Origin of the sequence: Pseudomonas sp. W2Jun17, from assembly GCF_023127795.1 — a bacterium.
Classification (GTDB): Bacteria; Pseudomonadota; Gammaproteobacteria; order Pseudomonadales; family Pseudomonadaceae; genus Aquipseudomonas; species Aquipseudomonas synxantha_A.
The window spans coordinates 230,967-249,208 of record NZ_SPKO01000033.1 but is presented as its reverse complement, the minus strand read 5'-3'; the positions used below and the strand labels follow the sequence as shown (position 1 = coordinate 249,208).

At 59.3% G+C, this 18,242-nt stretch carries 13 protein-coding genes; 12 read left to right on the top strand and 1 reads right to left on the bottom strand.

The window, feature by feature from the left end; translation table 11 throughout:
- Positions 1-14: 14 nt before the first annotated feature.
- Both choW and choV read left to right on the top strand, forming a co-directional pair.
- Positions 15-860: a choline ABC transporter permease subunit gene (choW, locus tag E4O98_RS21195; RefSeq protein ID WP_003194913.1), complete on the top strand. Its 846-nt coding sequence runs from the start codon at positions 15-17 to the stop codon at positions 858-860.
- On the top strand, positions 857-2,035 hold the full coding sequence (gene choV / locus E4O98_RS21190; RefSeq protein ID WP_005792170.1) for a choline ABC transporter ATP-binding protein: 1,179 nt from the start codon (positions 857-859) through the stop codon (positions 2,033-2,035). Before choW ends, choV begins: the two co-directional genes overlap by 4 nt.
- A 150-nt stretch (positions 2,036-2,185) precedes the next feature.
- Here the strand turns inward: choV and E4O98_RS21185 are convergent, their stop codons facing one another.
- Positions 2,186-4,120 carry a BCCT family transporter gene (locus tag E4O98_RS21185; protein ID WP_248136229.1) on the bottom strand — a complete coding sequence of 645 codons (1,935 nt, stop codon included), beginning with the start codon at positions 4,118-4,120 and terminating at the stop codon, positions 2,186-2,188.
- A gap of 390 nt (positions 4,121-4,510) precedes the next feature.
- Here E4O98_RS21185 and betI point away from each other — a divergent pair, with 390 nt between their 5' ends.
- The 10 genes from betI to dbpA all read left to right on the top strand — a co-directional run bounded on the left by betI (position 4,511) and on the right by dbpA (position 18,132).
- Complete coding sequence (gene betI, locus E4O98_RS21180; RefSeq protein WP_032879040.1) at positions 4,511-5,104, top strand: transcriptional regulator BetI; 594 nt, start codon at positions 4,511-4,513, stop codon at positions 5,102-5,104.
- Between the two features lie 110 nt (positions 5,105-5,214).
- Positions 5,215-6,687 carry a betaine-aldehyde dehydrogenase gene (gene betB / locus E4O98_RS21175; protein ID WP_032879038.1) on the top strand — a complete coding sequence of 491 codons (1,473 nt, stop codon included), beginning with the start codon at positions 5,215-5,217 and terminating at the stop codon, positions 6,685-6,687.
- A 143-nt stretch (positions 6,688-6,830) separates the two neighbouring features.
- The gene (betA, locus tag E4O98_RS21170; protein ID WP_005792174.1) at positions 6,831-8,534 is read left to right on the top strand and encodes a choline dehydrogenase; all 1,704 of its coding nucleotides are present in this window, start codon (positions 6,831-6,833) and stop codon (positions 8,532-8,534) included.
- Between the two features lie 225 nt (positions 8,535-8,759).
- The gene (locus tag E4O98_RS21165; RefSeq protein WP_248136171.1) at positions 8,760-10,202 is read left to right on the top strand and encodes a TldD/PmbA family protein; all 1,443 of its coding nucleotides are present in this window, start codon (positions 8,760-8,762) and stop codon (positions 10,200-10,202) included.
- Positions 10,202-11,518 (top strand): TldD/PmbA family protein, encoded by a 1,317-nt coding sequence (locus E4O98_RS21160; RefSeq protein WP_248136169.1) that lies wholly within the window; start codon positions 10,202-10,204, stop codon positions 11,516-11,518. Before E4O98_RS21165 ends, E4O98_RS21160 begins: the two co-directional genes overlap by 1 nt.
- A gap of 247 nt (positions 11,519-11,765) precedes the next feature.
- Complete coding sequence (locus E4O98_RS21155) at positions 11,766-13,283, top strand: hypothetical protein (protein ID WP_248136167.1); 1,518 nt, start codon at positions 11,766-11,768, stop codon at positions 13,281-13,283.
- Between the two features lie 75 nt (positions 13,284-13,358).
- Positions 13,359-14,096 (top strand): hypothetical protein, encoded by a 738-nt coding sequence (locus E4O98_RS21150; protein WP_050549381.1) that lies wholly within the window; start codon positions 13,359-13,361, stop codon positions 14,094-14,096.
- 214 nt (positions 14,097-14,310) lie between these two features.
- A complete protein-coding gene (locus tag E4O98_RS21145; RefSeq protein WP_103735275.1) occupies positions 14,311-15,201 on the top strand; it encodes an alpha/beta hydrolase in 891 nt (296 codons plus the stop codon).
- A gap of 35 nt (positions 15,202-15,236) precedes the next feature.
- Positions 15,237-16,664: a multidrug transporter subunit MdtD gene (gene mdtD, locus E4O98_RS21140; RefSeq protein ID WP_032879027.1), complete on the top strand. Its 1,428-nt coding sequence runs from the start codon at positions 15,237-15,239 to the stop codon at positions 16,662-16,664.
- Between the two features lie 130 nt (positions 16,665-16,794).
- The gene (dbpA, locus tag E4O98_RS21135; protein ID WP_232289440.1) at positions 16,795-18,132 is read left to right on the top strand and encodes an ATP-dependent RNA helicase DbpA; all 1,338 of its coding nucleotides are present in this window, start codon (positions 16,795-16,797) and stop codon (positions 18,130-18,132) included.
- Positions 18,133-18,242: the final 110 nt, after the last annotated feature.

Sequence of the window (18,242 nt, the reverse complement as noted above, 5' to 3'; positions counted from 1 at the left end):
GGACATTCACTACCATGCTGACTGAACAGAAAATCCCTCTAGGCCAGTACATCGCTGCCTTCGTCGACTGGTTGACCCAACACGGTGCCAACTATTTCGACGCAATCGCATCGACACTGGAAACGATGATCCACGGCGTGACGTTTGCGCTGACCTGGTTCAATCCGCTGGCATTGATCGGTCTGATTGCGCTGCTGGCTCACTTTATTCAACGCAAATGGGGCCTGACGGTGTTTGTCATTGCCTCCTTCCTGCTGATCCTCAACCTGGGGTACTGGCAGGAAACCATGGAAACCCTCGCGCAGGTGCTGTTCGCCACCCTGGTCTGCGTGGTCATCGGCGTGCCGCTGGGTATTGTTGCCGCGCACAAGCCGATGTTCTACACCATGATGCGGCCGGTGCTCGATCTGATGCAGACCGTACCGACCTTCGTCTACCTCATCCCTACCCTGACCCTCTTCGGGCTGGGTGTGGTGCCCGGGCTGATTTCCACGGTGGTGTTCGCGATTGCCGCGCCGATCCGCCTGACCTACCTGGGTATCCGCGATGTGCCGCAAGAGCTGATGGACGCCGGTAAAGCCTTTGGCTGCTCGCGCCGCCAGTTGCTCTCGCGCATCGAGTTGCCCCACGCCATGCCGAGCATCGCCGCCGGCATTACCCAATGCATCATGCTGTCGTTGTCGATGGTGGTGATCGCCGCGCTGGTGGGTGCCGACGGCCTCGGCAAGCCGGTGGTCAACGCACTGAACACCGCTGACATCGCCTTGGGCTTTGAAGCGGGGCTGGCGATCGTCTTGCTGGCCATCATGCTCGACCGTATCTGCAAACAACCCGACGCTAAAGTAGGGGGTGATGCATGAGCATTATCCGATTCGACAATGTCGACGTGATCTTTTCCAAAGACCCACGCGAAGCGCTCAAGCTGCTGGACCAGGGCATGAGCCGTAACGAAATTCTGAAGAAGACCGGGCAGATTGTCGGCGTTGAAAAGGCCAGCCTGGATATCGAGAAAGGCGAGATCTGTGTGCTGATGGGCTTGTCGGGCTCCGGCAAGTCAAGCCTGCTGCGCTGCATCAACGGCCTCAACACCGTCAGCCGTGGCCAACTGTTTGTAGAGCATGAAGGTCGCCAGATCGACATCGCCTCCTGCACCCCCGCCGAGTTGAAAATGATGCGCACCAAACGCATCGCCATGGTATTCCAGAAGTTCGCCCTGATGCCTTGGCTGACGGTACGCGAGAACATCAGCTTCGGCCTGGAAATGCAGGGCCGTCCGGAGAAGGAACGGCGCACGCTGGTGGATGAAAAGCTTGAACTGGTGGGCCTGAGCCAATGGCGCAACAAGAAGCCCGACGAGCTGTCCGGCGGTATGCAGCAACGCGTCGGCCTGGCCCGCGCCCTGGCGATGGACGCCGATATCCTGCTGATGGACGAACCCTTCTCGGCCCTCGACCCGCTGATTCGCCAAGGTTTGCAGGATGAGCTGCTGGAGCTGCAACGCAAGTTGAGCAAGACCATCGTGTTCGTCAGCCACGACCTGGATGAAGCGCTGAAACTGGGCAGCCGTATCGCGATCATGAAAGACGGCAAGATCATCCAGTACAGCGTGCCGGAAGAGATCGTGCTGAACCCGGCGGACGACTATGTACGCACCTTCGTCGCCCACACCAACCCACTGAACGTGCTGTGCGGACGCAGCCTGATGCGCACGCTGGACAACTGCAAGCGCGTGAACGGTTCGGTGTGCCTTGATCCGGGTGGTGACTCGTGGCTGGACCTGGCCGAAGGCAACACCATCCAGGGCGCACGCCAGAATGGCGTGGCGATGAACCTGCAGAATTGGGCGCCGGGGCAAGCGGTGGAAGGTCTGGGCCGGGTACCGACGCTGGTGGACTCCAACATCGGTATGCGCGATGCGTTGCAGATTCGCTACCAGACGGGGAACAAGCTGGTGTTGCATGACAACAACAAGGTGGTGGGGATATTGGGTGACAGTGAGCTCTACCATGCCCTCTTAGGCAAGAACCTGGGCTAGCAAACACTGCAAAACCAACTGTAGCAACTGGGTCAATGTGGGAGGGGGCTTGCTCCCGATGCAGTGTGTCAGTAAGTACATCTGTTACTGATACACCGCCATCGGGAGCAAGCCCCCTCCCACATTCAAAGCACCACCAGGCTTCAACTATCAGCTATAGACACGGCCAAGGAGCTGCCGATGGCTTTCAAACTGATCGAGCACATCCCGGGTGATCTGTTCCTGGGTGAAGCCCATCAGGTCGTATTCCTGAGGCCCGTTGTGCAGGTACACCTCGGCACGGTAATAACGGGTGCGCTCTTCTTCAGGCAAGTCAGCCGGCGCCGACGAGTAAGCATCCAGGCTCACTTCGTAGACAAACGGGTTGCCCTCTTCCATCTCGATACGCACACCAATGCAGCGCTTGGATTTGCCCAGCAGTGTCTGCACTTCCAAACCTTGCTCACGCAGCGCAACCGCCGCTTCTTCCAGCGCCGGCGTTACGTGCTTGTCCATAAAGCGTTGCACGGTGGCCTGGCTCGGTTGCAGGTCCAGCGCCGTCAAGCGCTCGCTGAACCCACGACGCCCGCGTTCAGCCAGTTGCGCCTGCTCCTGTTCGATGGCCACGTCCTGGCGCATCGCCTTGTGCAAACCGAACATAAAGAAGATCAGCACCACCGAGAACGGCAGCCCTGCCAGCACTACCATGGTTTGCATGGCTTCGAAGTTGCCGGCAAACAACAGACCGATCGTCACCAGCGTAATGACCGCCGACCAGAAGATCCGCAACCAGTGCGGCGCATCTTCGTCCACATTGCCGCCTTTGCAGGACAGATTGGCCATCATCACCGCACCGGAATCCGCCGGGGTCAGGAACAACACAAAGCCCACGAAGATCGATACGCCGATAACAATTTTCGATGCTGGGTAATGCTCAAGCAGTTGGTAGATGGCCATGGACGGCTGCTCCAGAGCCGTCTTGCCCAACTCCACCGCCCCGTGGTTCAACACCAGGTCCAGGGCCGAGTTACCGAAGATCGACAGCCACGCCAGGGTAAAGCCCAGCGGGATAAGCAATACGCCCGCCACCAGTTCACGCACGGTACGGCCACGGGAAATACGCGCGATGAACATGCCCACAAATGGCGCCCAAGAAATCCACCAGGCCCAGTAGAACAGGGTCCACAGGCCCATCCAGCGCTCGGTCTTGTCGGCGTCGCCTTCGTACACATACAGGTCGAAGGTTTTCAGAATGATGCCGTTGAGGTAATCGCCGGTGTTCTGCACCAGGCCGTTGAGCAGGTGCAGGGTCGGGCCGAACAGCAGCACAAAAATCAGCAAGCCGCTGAACAGCATGATGTTGAGGTTGGACAGGCGGCGAATGCCGTTCTCCACGCCCGATACAGCAGCGATGGTCGCTACGGTGCTCATCACGATGATCACGATCAGCAAGTTAGTGTTGCTGTGCTCCATGCCGAACAGGTTTTCCAACCCCGAGGACACCTGCATCGAGCCGATACCCAGGTTGGTCACCAGCCCCAGCAAGGTGACGAACATGCCGAAACCGTCTACCGCATGGCCGGCCGCGCCCTTCACCCAACGCTCGCCCACCAATGGGTACAGCGCCGAACGCAAGGCCAGCGGCTGGTTATGGCGGTAGGCAAAGTACGCCACGGCCAAACCGACCAGGGCATAGATCGCCCAGCCGTGCAGCCCCCAGTGCAGAAAGGTCAGTTGCAGCGCCTGGCGTGCCGCGCCATTGCTGGCCGCTGCGCCTTCGGGCGGGTTGAAGTAGTGGTCCAGCGGCTCGGACGCACCGAAATACAACAGCGAAATGCCGATGCCCGACGAGAACAACATGCCGGCCCAGGCGCCGTAGCTGAAGTCCGGGGTATCGTCCTTACTACCCAGTTTCAATTTCCCGTAGGACGAAAACGCCAGACCGACCACAAACACCAGGTAGGCGGCGATAACCACCATGTAGTACCAGCCGAAGCTTTTCGACAGCCACGCCTGGGCTACGCCGAGCAGGCGCCCGGCCTCCTGCGGGGCGATGATCAGAATGGCGGTCAATATCAGAATCAGCGCGGTGGAGGTGTAGAACACCCAACCGTTGACCCGGACCTTTTCCGGCGGGGTCTTTATAAGAGAGGCAGAACTCATGGCGCAGATGCTCCAGGCAGTGCGAGAGAGAAACACAAAGCAACGGTTATCCCGGGACATCGATTTTTCGGCAGTCGACGGACGGGTGTTATAAAGACACCCCGAAAATTCTTGAGCCCGCCGAAGCGGTGATCAGGCTCTGAAATGGCCTGTTTCAAGGGTTTTTGCAGGTGTCAGAGGTTGCAGCTCGCAGGTAGGAAATATCTGTAGGCAGCGACCATTTGTCGCAGATCTTATTCTTTGTTGATTGAACGTTCAATCAAAACAAAATAGACTGGCCCTCAAGCCGACGGACGTGGATCGCCCATCGGCAGGCCTAAGGAGAGGTGCTACATGCCCAAGGTCGGTATGCAACCCATACGCCGCCAGCAGTTGATCGAAGCCACCTTGACGGCCATCGATCAGGTCGGAATGGGAGATGCCAGCATTGCGCTGATTGCGCGGCTGGCCGGCGTCTCGAACGGCATCATCAGTCACTACTTTCAGGACAAGAACGGCCTGATCGCAGCGACCATGCGCTACCTGATGAATGCGTTGATCGAGAACGTCCACGAACGCAGGCGTGCCTTGAAGGAAGACAGCCCACGGGCACACCTTCAGGTGATCATCGAAGGCAACTTCGACGCCAGCCAGGTCAATGGCCCGGCAATGAAAACCTGGCTGGCCTTCTGGGCCACCAGCATGCACCACCCGTCATTGCACAGGTTGCAGCGGATCAACGATCACCGTCTGTATTCCAACCTGTGTTGCCAGTTCCGCCGTGCGATGCCGTTACCCGAGGCACGCAGCGCAGCCCGCGGCCTGGCGGCTTTGATCGACGGTTTGTGGTTGCGCGGCGCCCTGTCGGGAGACGCTTTCGACACGGAGCAAGCGCAACGGATCGCTTACGAATACATGGATTTCCAATTGGCCAAGCAGGTGAGTTAGAGCACTTATAAACGCTCAACCCCTGAACGTCCGCCGCTCAGTGTTGCCACAACTCCATGGCCCACTGTACGGCGGGTAACGCCAACCACTTATGCACTTGCGAGGACTTTATGGCCCGTTTCGACCTGCAAAAACTCTACATTGACGGCGGCTACAGCGACGCTGGCAGCGATGCCACCTTCGAAGCCATCAACCCGGCTAACGGTGAAGTTCTCGCCCAAGTGCAACGCGCCACGAAAGAAGACGTCGAGCGTGCCGTGGTCAGCGCTGAAAAGGGCCAGAAAATCTGGGCTGCCATGACCGCCATGGAGCGTTCGCGCATCCTGCGTCGTGCTGTCGACATCCTGCGCGAGCGCAACGATGAACTGGCCGCCCTGGAAACACTGGACACCGGTAAAGCCTTCTCCGAAACCAAGTACGTCGACATCGTCACCGGCGCCGACGTGCTGGAATACTACGCAGGCCTGGTGCCAGCCATCGAAGGCGAGCAGATCCCGCTGCGCGACACCTCCTTCGTCTACACTCGCCGCGAGCCGCTGGGTGTAGTCGCCGGTATCGGCGCGTGGAACTACCCGATCCAGATCGCCCTGTGGAAATCCGCCCCGGCCCTGGCCGCAGGCAACGCGATGATCTTCAAGCCAAGCGAAGTCACCTCGCTGACCACCCTGAAACTGGCCGAGATCTACACCGAAGCCGGCGTTCCGGCTGGTGTGTTCAACGTACTGACCGGCAGCGGCCGTGAAGTCGGCACCTGGTTGACCGAGCACCCGCGCATCGAGAAAGTCTCGTTCACCGGCGGCACCGACACCGGCAAGAAAGTCATGGCCAGCGCCTCGAGCTCGTCGCTCAAGGAAGTGACCATGGAACTGGGCGGCAAGTCGCCACTGATCGTGTTCGAAGACGCCGACCTGGATCGCGCCGCCGACATCGCGATGATGGCCAACTTCTACAGCTCCGGCCAGGTCTGCACCAACGGCACTCGTGTGTTCGTGCCCAAGCATCTGCAAGCTGCGTTTGAAGCCAAGATTGTCGAGCGCGTTGCGCGCATCCGTGTCGGCGACCCGCAGGACGACAACACCAACTTCGGCCCGCTGGTCAGCTTCGCCCACATGGAAAGCGTGCTGGGCTACATCGCCAAAGGTAAGGAAGAAGGCGCCCGCCTGCTGTGCGGCGGCGATCGTCTGACCGATGGCGACTTCGCCAAAGGCGCCTTCGTGGCTCCGACCGTGTTCACCGACTGCACCGATGACATGACCATCGTGCGTGAAGAAATCTTCGGCCCAGTGATGAGCATCCTCACCTACGAGACCGAAGAAGAAGTGATCCGTCGCGCCAACGACACCGACTTCGGTCTGGCTGCCGGCCTGGTGACCAAGGACCTGAATCGCGCCCACCGCGTGATTCATCAACTGGAAGCGGGTATCTGCTGGATCAACGCCTGGGGCGAGTCCGACGCCAAGATGCCGGTCGGTGGCTACAAGCAATCCGGTGTGGGCCGTGAGAACGGGATCAGCTCGCTGAACAACTTCACCCGCATCAAATCGGTACAGGTTGAGCTGGGCGATTACGCCTCGGTGTTCTAACACCCGAGCCTTGTATTGCCTGTAAGGCCGCCATCGGGGGCAAGCCCCCTCCCACCTTTGACTGTGTGAACCCGATCAAATGTGGGAGGGGGCTTGCTCCCGATGAGGCCCGACCTGACTAGACTTCAAAGAGGGTGCATCCAATGTCCCAAGAATACGATTACATCATTGTGGGTGCCGGCTCCGCCGGTAACACCCTGGCGACCCGTCTGACCGAAGACGAAGGCGTCACCGTTTTGCTGCTGGAGGCCGGTGGCCCGGACTACCGCCTCGACTTCCGTACCCAGATGCCCGCCGCCCTGGCTTTCCCGCTGCAAGGCCGCCGCTACAACTGGGCCTACGAAACCGATCCTGAGCCTCACATGGACGGCCGCCGGATGGAATGCGGGCGCGGCAAGGGCCTGGGTGGTTCTTCGCTGATCAACGGCATGTGCTATATCCGTGGCAATGCCATGGACTATGACAACTGGTCGAAGCTGCCCGGTCTGGAAGACTGGACGTACCTCGATTGCCTGCCGTATTTCCGCAAGGCAGAAACCCGCGATATTGGCCCGAACGACTACCACGGTGGCGAAGGCCCGGTCAGCGTGACTACGCCGAAAGCGGGCAACAACCCGTTGTTCCACGCCATGGTCGAAGCCGGCGTACAAGCCGGTTACCCGCGGACCGAAGACTTGAACGGTTACCAGCAAGAAGGCTTCGGCCCGATGGACCGTACCGTCACGCCGAATGGCCGTCGCGCCAGCACCGCACGCGGTTACCTGGACACGGCTAAAAAGCGTTCGACCCTGACCATCGTCACCCATGCCCTTACCGACAAAGTGTTGTTCGAAGGCAAGCGTGCCGTTGGCGTGCGCTACCTGATCGGCGCCGCCGAAGAGCGCGTTGAAGCCCGTGCGCGTAAAGAAGTATTGGTGTGCAGCGGTGCAATCGCTTCGCCGCAGTTGTTGCAACGCTCCGGTGTCGGCCCGGCCAAGCTGCTGGAAAGCCTCGACATCCCGGTGGTCCACGACCTGCCGGGCGTCGGCGAAAACCTGCAGGATCACCTTGAGCTGTACCTGCAATATGCATGCACCCAGCCGGTGTCGCTGTACCCGTCGCTGCTCTGGTACAACCAGCCAGCCATCGGTGCCGAGTGGCTGTTCAACGGCACTGGCATTGGCGCCAGCAACCAGTTCGAAGCCGGCGGTTTTATCCGTTCGCGTCCGGAATTCGAATGGCCGAACATCCAGTACCACTTCCTGCCGGTCGCGATTAACTACAACGGCAGCAACGGTGTGAAAGAGCACGGTTTCCAGGCACACATGGGCTCCATGCGTTCGCCAAGCCGTGGCCGCGTGCAACTGAAGTCGAAGAACCCACGGGACTACCCGAGCATCCTCTTCAACTACATGGCCACCGAGCAGGACTGGCAGGAGTTTCGCGATGGCATCCGCCTGACCCGTGAAATCATGCAGCAGCCGGCACTGGATCAATACCGTGGCCGCGAAATCAGCCCGGGTATTGAAGTGCAAACCGATGAGCAGCTCGACAAGTTCATCCGCGAGCACGCCGAAACAGCGTTCCACCCGTCCTGCTCGTGCAAGATGGGCACCGACGAGATGGCCGTAGTGGATGGCGAAGGCCGCGTGCATGGCATGCAGGGTCTGCGTGTAGTCGATGCGTCGATCATGCCGATCATCACCACCGGTAACCTGAACGCGCCGACGATCATGATCGCCGAAAAAATCGCCGACAAGATCCGTGGCCGCAAGCCGCTGCCGCGCAGCACCGCCGACTACTACGTGGCAGGCGATGCGCCGGTGCGTGGCAAGCCGATGCGTGAAGTAGGGCCTACTGCGCAGTAACTGATACACCGCGGCGCCTGATATCGCAGGCAAGCCAGCTCCCACATTTGACTGTATTTGCACATCTGAATTTGTGAACACAGTCAGTGTGGGAGGGGGCTTGCCCCCGATGAGGCCCTGACAGACACCACAAAACCTCCCCCTCTACACTTTCCTTGATCAGCTCCCAGCCCCGGCCTACTCTGTTGGCCTGCCGCGCGCCGAGCCGCCCACAAGGAAGGCCCCATGTTCGAACACCACGCCACCCTCAAACAGCACTTCAGTGCCCTGCGCACCCGTGCCGAATTCTTCTCCCTGCGCTACGTACGCGAATCCGGTCAGTACCTGTCGGTACGCAAGAACGTCGCCGAGCCACCACACCTGAGCCACGATGAAGGCGCCATGCTTACCGTGCGTCTCAATGGCGTGGAAGCCTATGCCGCGACCAACGACATTTCCCTTGCCGGCCTGCAAGCGGCCCTTAAGCGCGCCGAACAGCAAGCCCGGATGATCCAGCCCCACGCCCTGCTCGACCTGCACCAGCAGCCGGTTTCCAATGAAGTCGCCGACTACCTGTCTCCGGACCTTGATCAGCCCTTCCCACCCCTGAGCGACTGCTACCAATTGCTCGGCGATGAATCTGCCGCCGTGCCCAAGGATGAACGCCTGGTGACTTGGGAAGTCAGCCTGGGCACCACCCATGTTGAGCAGATCTACCTCAACAGCGCCGGCGCGCAATTGCGCCAGGCTCAGCGCTTCGTCTTCCCTGGCCTGAGTGTCACCGCCTTCGACGGCAACGACAGCCAGACCCGCACCCTGGGCGGTACCAACTTCGGCCAGCAAGGCAGTGCCGGTGTGATCCAGCGCTTTGGCCTGGTGGGCGCCGCCCGCAAGGTGGCCGACGAAGCCCTGCAATTGCTGCTCGCACCCAATACGCCCCACGGCCAACGTGACCTGCTGCTGATGCCCGACCAGATGATCCTGCAGATCCACGAGTCCATCGGCCATCCGCTGGAACTCGACCGCATCCTCGGTGACGAGCGTAACTACGCCGGCACCAGTTTTGTGAAGGCCAGCGACTTCGGCCATCTGCAATACGGCTCACCGCTGCTTAACGTGACCTTCGACCCGGACATCCCCGAACAGCTCGCCAGCTACAGCCATGACGACGACGGCACCCGCGCCAGCAAGCAATTCCTGATCCGCGATGGCCTGCTGCTCAAGCCCCTGGGCGGTGCGTTGTCGCAATTTCGCGCCGACTTGCCAGGCGTTGCCAACAGCCGCGCCTGCGGCTGGAACCGCCCGCCCATCGACCGCATGGCCAACCTGAATATCGAGGCCGGCGATAAAAGCATGGAGCAACTGGTGGGTGGCATTGAAAACGGCATCCTGATGTCGACCAACCGTTCGTGGTCCATCGACGATGCGCGCAACAAGTTCCAGTTCGGTTGCGAGTGGGGCCAGTTGATCGAAAACGGCGAACTCAAGGGCGTGGTGAAGAACCCCAACTATCGGGCAATTTCCGCGCAATTCTGGCGCAACCTCAGCGCGGTCGGCGACGCCAGCACCTTCAAGGTATTGGGCACGCCCAACTGCGGCAAGGGCGAGCCCAACCAGGTGATCCGCGTCGGCCATGCGTCGCCGGCCTGTGTATTCAGTAACATTGACGTATTTGGGGGCGATGCCTGATGAACCACTTCAAGGCACTGGTGGACTGGCTCAAGCAGGCCGTCACCGACAAGGAGCAGTTCCACCTGGGTTACGCGGATGAATCGTCCGAGTTCGTGCGTTTTAACCACGCACAGGTGCGCCAGGCCGGCCAAGTGCAACAGGCCAGCCTGAACCTCAAGCTGATCAACGATGGCCGCCACGCCGATCTGGGCATCACCCTGTCCGGCGAGGCGGCACTGGATCGCCAGCGTCTGGCCGATGCCCTGCAACAGCTGCGTGAAACCCTGCCGCTACTGCCACGTGATCCGTACCTGCTGCTCAACCACAACGCCTGGCAAAGCAGCAACGAACAGCGACGGCCGCTGCCGGCGCTGGCCCAGGTGCTGGACGATATCAGCCAGGCTGCCGACGGCGTCGACCTGGTCGGTTTCTACGCCGCCGGCCCCATCAGCCGTGGTTTCGCCAGTTCCTCGGGCGCGTTCGGCTGGCATTGCGCCAACAGCTTCAACTTCGATTTCAGCCTGTTCCACGCCAATGGCGAAGCGGTCAAGGCCAGCTACGCCGGGCACACCTGGGACAGCGCCGAATTTGCCGCACGCTTTCAACAGGCCCGCGAGCAACTGGCGTTTCTGGGGCGGCCGCTGCACAAGCTGGCGCCCGGCCAATACCGTGCCTACCTTGCACCGCCAGCGCTGGAAGAAATCATCAGCATCATTACCTGGGGTGGTTTTTCGGCCCAGGCCATCGCCAGCAAAGGCAGTTCGTTGCAGCGCCTGTATGCCGGTGAACAATCACTGAGCCCGCTGGTGACAATCAATGAACAGATCAGCGGTTCCCTGAGCCAGGCGTTTTCCACCGAAGGCTACCCGCGCGGGAATGTGCCCCTGATCCGGGCAGGCAAGGCCGAGGGTCAGTTGATCAACTCTCGCAGCGCCGCCGAATACGGTTTGAGCACCAACGGCGCCAGCAGCGACGAGTCGCCCAGCGCCTTGCAAATGGCGGCAGGCAGCCTGGCCCAGGCCGATATCCTCAAGCAGTTGGGCACCGGGTTATATATCAGCAACCTCTGGTACCTGAACTATTCCGACCTGCCAGCGGCGCGCCTGACCGGCATGACGCGCTTCGCCACGTTCTGGGTGGAAAACGGCGAAATCAAGGCGCCGGTCAGCACCATGCGTTTTGATGACAGTGTCTATCAGTTGCTCGGCTCGCAACTTGAGGCCCTGACCGCTGATCGGGAGTTGTTGCTCTCGGCCAGCACTTACAGCCAGCGCAATACCGCCTCCAACCTGCTGCCGGGTGCCTTGGTCAAGCGCCTGACCTTGACGCTGTGAAACTTTCACAGCCCGCGTAAAAACTAATGGCAGCCACTCCGGCTGCCATTAGTTATATAAGTGTCCGGCTATTTCCCTTCCTGCGTACAAACCGACCCAAGGCCGGATTTATCCTGCATCCAAAACCAATCGAGGTCACTCTCTGTAACCTATCCTCTCACCTATAGCGGGAACGCATTGCAGCAACAGGACACTTACAACAGTGATTCATTTGCGGGCAACCCACTATCAACTGCGGAGCATACTTATGAGCCTGAGCATTTCGACGCCCACCGGCAGTCATCGGTCGAGCGTAAATAGCTATTCACAAACAAGGGGCAAATCCGCAAATAACACGTCGAGCGCTGAAAACAAACTATTGTCTTCACACCTCCTCCGCGCCGTGCCTACCGAAACATCCGCAACACATGTCATGTCAGGAAAAGATAGAGGCGCCCCACCCAGTAACTTGTGGACTGGCTTGTATGCCACCTATGAAAAATACCCCTACTTTGGCCGTTATGACCACGATGACTGGGTGGCGGTAATTAAGGCCGCCATGTCGGGCCTCGGCCAGAGCCCCTTGAGTATTTTTGATGAAGTCAAGGACACCGGAAACGGCTACAACATCACCATGAAAGACGACTTCAAACTGCATATATCCAACGATGAACTAGCACTGGCTACCCACCATGCCAAGTTTGCGGGCGACGATGAGGGCATGCTAAAAGATGCACGCTTTATTTTTGCGATCATGAATAAACGCAAGCACCTTGAAGCACAATACAACTACAGAAAAATCGATTATCGCACCCATATTCACCAACACAGCTTTGGTGCTGTTCTGAGCTCTTCTGATTACGGGATCAGCGGGTACGAGGGTTTAAAGCTTTTAGGGCTTGACTACCAACTACAGCATGTGTGGTCTCAGGACGTAGGGAACCAGGTAGCCGTACCGGCAATGAAGGTATTTTCGAGTAAGCGCGGCATGATTAATGACGGCTTTATGGAAAACTACGGGCACAAGAAAAAGGTACCACAATGGATAGAAAGCTTTATTGTCCTTAAGGCCCCCCACACCTCCATGCCGACGCCTATTGCGGTCCCTCAGATATCAACACCTCCCACCTTCACGCTCGAACCCCTTCCCCCTGAAGGTGATGTTCAGGCCGACCATGAACTTCCGGAGCTTTCTGCCAAACGAAATGGACAGAAACCAGATAACCTGGTCACCGGGTTTTATACGCAAAGACCTTTTGTCTTTCAAGGTGAGACTTCAACCCACGCCGATGTCATAAAATTGCTGATGTCCAAGTTCGGGCAGAGCCCAACCGATGTTTTTTCAAATGTAAAATTCGCCCATAACGCCTATCAGGTCACCTTTAGGGACGGATTTGAGTTGACCCTCTCGCGAGACGAACTTGAGCAAGCCCAACAACACTCCTTATTCATCGGGCACGATGATGGCATGATAAAGGACGCCAACTTCATCTTCGCAGCCTACATCAAACGTCAACAACTCCAGCCCCCCGTGCGTTCCTTTGGGCAGAGTTTCGAAGCAGCATTGATTGGCAACATTGATGGCCGTACGGTAAAAAATGTTCTGGAAGGGATGGGCGTGAGCTCATCTATTAAATACATGGAAAGAGCAGGCGATGCCGATGGCCTGACCGTGTTGATCGGCAGTAACGCTGGTGGGCTGTTCTACAACGGCAGGTTCATAAAGGAAGGTAAAAACCTTCCTGGGGATGAGAAGGTACACACCCACGGATATCAACTCGCATAATAATAAATCCTCACCGTCAGTTCTCAGACAACCTGTTCACCGACAGTCCCCTTTATGCACCCCGAGTCAATCACTATGAATATCGGTTTCTCTCCACTGAATGGCCTCAACTATCCAACCCCTTACGATAATAGTCGCATCAACAATCGCCACTTGGAAAAAGGCGAATTCAATGCTGCCTACACCCGCAAAGATGATGCCCCCGCCCGTACAATTGTTCGCTCGACCACCGACTCGGGCATCAGACCAAAAAACATATGGCGAGATTTCTTTCAAGTCACCGAAGGTAACTGTGTCACGGTGTCAGCCATCAAGGCGGCGATGGCCAAGTTCGGCAGCCATCCAGAGGGTATTTATAAAAAGATAACCCGGACACCTGAAGGTTATGACGTAGTGATGCGCGACGATGTCCGCATCACCCTGACCCATCAAGAACTGCTTCAAGCCATGGAGCACACAGGATTCGCTGGTAGCGGCAAGGTCTTGCGACATGCCGTTTTTCTATATGCGGCCAGCGCAAAGCGGGCGCAGAACGAAAACAATGACCACCGGGCCAGCCAGAACTTTAAGACCGCAATGGACACCTTGAACGACGGAGAACACCCTGGTGAAGCGTTAACACGCCTTGGGCTCAAGCACTCTATGCGCAGCGGCACTCTTGAGGAATTAAAAAATGGAGCGATAGGTACCCTTGCCAACTCCAGCCATTCTGTCGCCGTCATTGATGGCCATATCGACTTGTGGAGTATCAAAGTTCCTCTTGGCGACTCACCATTCGACAGTAAAGAAAATACCGTATTGGTGTTGGCTTAAATCAATCTTTGCCTGACTTGCCTGTAAGTGGACTCATCTGTCAGGCAAATCCCTTCCCACTGGTAAACTTTCTGCGGTGCTCTCATTTGGCGAATCCGCCTATTGTCCCCTCCCTGATTCCTCGTTATAAGGCTTGATGGCATCCCGCCACCCCACCCACGTGCCCGCACGTGATGCATGACCTTGCCTGGACTGGGCAAGCTGGAGCCTTCAGATGAACCATGGAAGTTTTGTCATAGAGAAGCTGTTCAAACACTACAACGTTCACGTAGAGCAGCTCGGTAACCATCCGCATAGAAAAACCGTACTGATGGTCAATGGCGCGCTGTCCACCACGCGCTCCTTTGCCCGCACCAGCAAATGCCTGGCCGAGCATTTCAATGTGCTGCTGTTCGACTTGCCGTTCTCCGGCTACTCGCGCGAGCACAACACCGACCTTGACCTGGTCACCAAGGACGACGAGGTGCAAATCCTGCGTGCCCTGGTGGAACGCTTTGAGGTCAACCATCTGGTGTCGGCCTCGTGGGGCGGCATCTCTACGCTGCTGACCCTGGCGCACAACCCGCCCTCCATCGAAAGCTCGGTGGTGATGGCCCTGGCGCCCAACCTCAACCAGGCCATGCTCGAATACGTGGAGCGCGTGCGCGTGTTGATCGAGGCCGATGACAAATCTGCGGTCGGCCACCTGCTCAACGAGACGGTCGGCAAATACCTGTCGCCGCGCCTCAAGCGCAACAACCATCGGCACCTGTCGACCATGGCCACTACCGAGTACCGCCAGGCGCGCTTTCACATTCACCAGGTCCTGGCCTTGGGCGATGGCAACTACTTGCCAGCGCTGCGACAGATCGAGACGCCGGTGCACTTTCTCAACGGTGCCCTGGACGAATACACCCCGGCCGCCGAGGCCCAGCTGTTCAAACAATATGTAGGCCGCAGCAGCTTTGCGGTGGCCGAGCATACCGGCCACCTGCTGGACCTGGAGTCTCGGGAGGCGGCGCTGGCAGTTCACCGTGCATTGCTGGATTTCCTGGTCGGAGAGCACGCAACGTTGTCGGACTTAGACGAACCGCCAGTGGGAAAAGGAGCGACGAATGGCGCATAATCGCCAACACATAGCCTGCTAATAAAAGGGTCCCCATGCCGAATCGTGCCCCTCTCGATGCCAAGACCGCCCGCTGGCTCCCCTGGGTGGTAGCGATTGCCTTCTTCATGCAATCGCTGGATGGGACGATCCTCAACACGGCCCTGCCGGCCATGGCTCGGGACCTCGCGGAGAACCCGCTGCGCATGCAGGGGGTGGTGATTGCCTACATGCTCACCGTCGCCCTGCTGATTCCCGCATCGGGCTGGATCGCTGACCGCTTTGGCACCAAGAAGATTTTCTTTGGCGCGATCATGCTGTTCAGCCTCGGCTCGCTGCTGTGCGCGTTGTCCAGCAGCCTGACCATGCTGGTGGGCGCACGGGTGATCCAGGGCTTGGGCGGTGCGCTGATGCTGCCGGTCGGGCGGCTGGTGGTGCTGCGCGCTTATCCACGTTCCGAGTTGGTGCGCATCATGGGCTTCATCACCATCCCCGGCCTGCTCGGCCCATTACTGGGCCCGACCATGGGCGGCTGGATGGTGCAATACCTGACCTGGCACTGGATCTTCCTGATCAACCTGCCGGTGGGCATGATCGGCTGCTATGCCGTGTGGAAATTCATTCCCGACCTGCGCGGCAGCGAACGCACGCGCTTCGACGGCCTGGGTTTCCTGCTGTTCGGCGCGGCAATGGTGCTGATCACCATCGCCATGGAGGGCCTGGGCGAACTGCACCTGCCGCACCTGCGGGTCATATTGCTGCTGTTCGGCGGGTTCGCCTGCCTGGCGGCGTACTGGCTGCGCGCCGGGCATATTGATAACCCGTTGTTCTCGCCGGTGCTGTTCAAGACCCGCACCTTTGCCGTCGGCATTCTGGGCAACCTGTTTGCGCGGCTGGGCAGCGGCGCACTGCCGTTCCTGGTACCGCTGCTGTTGCAGGTGGCACTGGGTTACTCGCCATCGGAAGCCGGGATGAGCATGTTGCCGCTTGCGGCGGCGGCGATGTTTGCCAAGTCCGTGGCAAGGCCGTTGATCGAGCGCCTCGGTTATCGCATCGTGCTGACCGGCAACACCTTGGCTCTGGGCATCATGCTGGCGAGCATGGGCCTGGTCAGCGAGCACACGCCCTACCCGCTGCTGCTGGCAATGCTGGCGGTGCTGGGGGCGATCAACTCCCTGCAATTCACCGCGATGAACACCGTGACCCTGATCGACCTCGACGACGCCCAGGCCAGCAGCGGCAACAGTCTGTTGTCGGTGGTGGCGCAGTTGTCCCTCAGCCTCGGCGTGGCCTGTGCCGGCGCGTTGCTTGGCGGGTTTACTGCCGAGGCCGGCAATGACGGTGTGGAGAGTGTCCTCGGCGCGTTCCAGTTGACCTTCCTCACCGTGGGCATCATGGCGATGCTGGCGGCGGCGATCTTCCTGCAATTGTCGCCAAAAGACGGCAAACGCGTGGTCAGCCGCGAGCACGATATCGAGCACTGACGGGCTTCTCGTCGAGAACTTGCGGGGAAAATCCCACAGGGCTGGTACACTGCGCGACATTTTGTTTTGCAGAGCCAGTCCCGTGACTACCATCGCCACCGCTTTTAATACTTTGCCCCTGTCCGCCGCCATGCTGGCTAACCTCGACTCGCTGGGTTACGTCGAGATGACGCAGATCCAGGCGCAAAGCTTGCCGGTGATCCTCAAGGGGCTGGACCTGATTGCCCAGGCCAAGACCGGCAGCGGCAAGACCGCCGCCTTCGGCATCGGCCTGTTGAACCCGATCAACCCACGTTACTTCGGTTGCCAGGCGCTGGTGATGTGCCCCACCCGTGAACTGGCCGACCAGGTCGCCAAGGAAATCCGTCGCCTGGCCCGTGCCGAAGACAACATCAAGGTGCTGACCCTGTGCGGCGGCGTGTCCCTCGGCCCGCAGATCGCCTCCCTGGAGCATGGCGCTCACGTCATCGTCGGCACCCCGGGCCGTATCCAGCAGCACCTGCGCAAAGGCTCGCTGGTACTGGACGGCCTGAACACCCTGATCCTCGACGAAGCTGACCGTATGCTCGACATGGGCTTCTACGACGCCATCGAAGACATCATCAGCAAGACCCCACCACGCCGCCAGACCCTGCTGTTCTCGGCCACCTACCCGGTGAGCATCAAGCAGCTGGCGTCCAAGTTCATGCGTGCGCCGCAGCAGGTGAAGGCCGAGGCGTTCCACTCCGATGACCAGATCGAACAGCGCTTCTACGAAATCTCGCCGGAAGAGCGCATGGACGCGGTGACCAAGGTGCTCGCGCACTTCCGCCCGGCTTCCTGCGTGGCGTTCTGCTTCACCAAGCAGCAAGTGCAGGAAACTGTCGACCACCTGACAGCCAAAGGCATTTCCGCCGTCGGCCTGCACGGCGACCTGGAACAACGCGACCGTGACCAGGTACTGGCGATGTTCGCCAACCGCAGCACCTCGGTGCTGGTGGCTACCGACGTGGCTGCCCGTGGCCTGGACATCGACTCGCTGGACATGGTGATCAACGTCGAACTGGCCCGCGACTCGGAAATCCACATCCACCGCGTTGGCCGTACCGGTCGTGCTGGCGAGACCGGTATCGCCATCAGCCTGGTGGCGCCGTCCGAAGCGCACCGCGCCCAGGCCATCGAGCAACTGCAGAAGTCGCCGCTGAACTGGGACCAACTGGACAACCTCAAGCCGCAAAGCGGTGGCCCGCTGCTGCCGCAGATGAGCACCCTGTGCATCGCCGCCGGGCGTAAAGACAAAGTCCGCCCAGGCGACATTCTGGGTGCATTGACCGGTGAAGCCGGCATTCCGGGCGCCCAGGTCGGCAAGATTGCGATCTTTGACTTCCAGGCATTCGTGGCCGTGGAACGCGGGATCGCCAAGCAGGCGTTGCAGCGCTTGAATGACGGCAAGATCAAAGGCCGTTCGTTGCGCGTGCGGATCCTGTAAATATCTCGCACACCAATGGAGATTCAAATGTGGGAGGGGGCTTGCTCCTGATAGCGGAGTCTCAGTCAATATAGATGTGACTGAACCACCGCCATCGGGAGCAAGCCCCC

Excerpts from the sequence above, each read along its gene's own strand:
- E4O98_RS21160 (WP_248136169.1), top strand. The coding sequence starts at position 10,202 with ATGAACCACTTCAAGGCACTGGTGGACTGGCTCAAGCAGGCCGTCACC.
- E4O98_RS21145 (WP_103735275.1), top strand. The coding sequence starts at position 14,311 with ATGAACCATGGAAGTTTTGTCATAGAGAAGCTGTTCAAACACTACAAC.
- mdtD (WP_032879027.1), top strand. The coding sequence starts at position 15,237 with ATGCCGAATCGTGCCCCTCTCGATGCCAAGACCGCCCGCTGGCTCCCC.
- E4O98_RS21165 (WP_248136171.1), top strand. The coding sequence starts at position 8,760 with ATGTTCGAACACCACGCCACCCTCAAACAGCACTTCAGTGCCCTGCGC.
- betB (WP_032879038.1), top strand. The coding sequence starts at position 5,215 with ATGGCCCGTTTCGACCTGCAAAAACTCTACATTGACGGCGGCTACAGC.
- dbpA (WP_232289440.1), top strand. The coding sequence starts at position 16,795 with ATGCTGGCTAACCTCGACTCGCTGGGTTACGTCGAGATGACGCAGATC.
- E4O98_RS21150 (WP_050549381.1), top strand. The coding sequence starts at position 13,359 with ATGAATATCGGTTTCTCTCCACTGAATGGCCTCAACTATCCAACCCCT.
- choW (WP_003194913.1), top strand. The coding sequence starts at position 15 with ATGCTGACTGAACAGAAAATCCCTCTAGGCCAGTACATCGCTGCCTTC.
- choV (WP_005792170.1), top strand. The coding sequence starts at position 857 with ATGAGCATTATCCGATTCGACAATGTCGACGTGATCTTTTCCAAAGAC.
- E4O98_RS21155 (WP_248136167.1), top strand. The coding sequence starts at position 11,766 with ATGAGCCTGAGCATTTCGACGCCCACCGGCAGTCATCGGTCGAGCGTA.
- betI (WP_032879040.1), top strand. The coding sequence starts at position 4,511 with ATGCCCAAGGTCGGTATGCAACCCATACGCCGCCAGCAGTTGATCGAA.
- betA (WP_005792174.1), top strand. The coding sequence starts at position 6,831 with ATGTCCCAAGAATACGATTACATCATTGTGGGTGCCGGCTCCGCCGGT.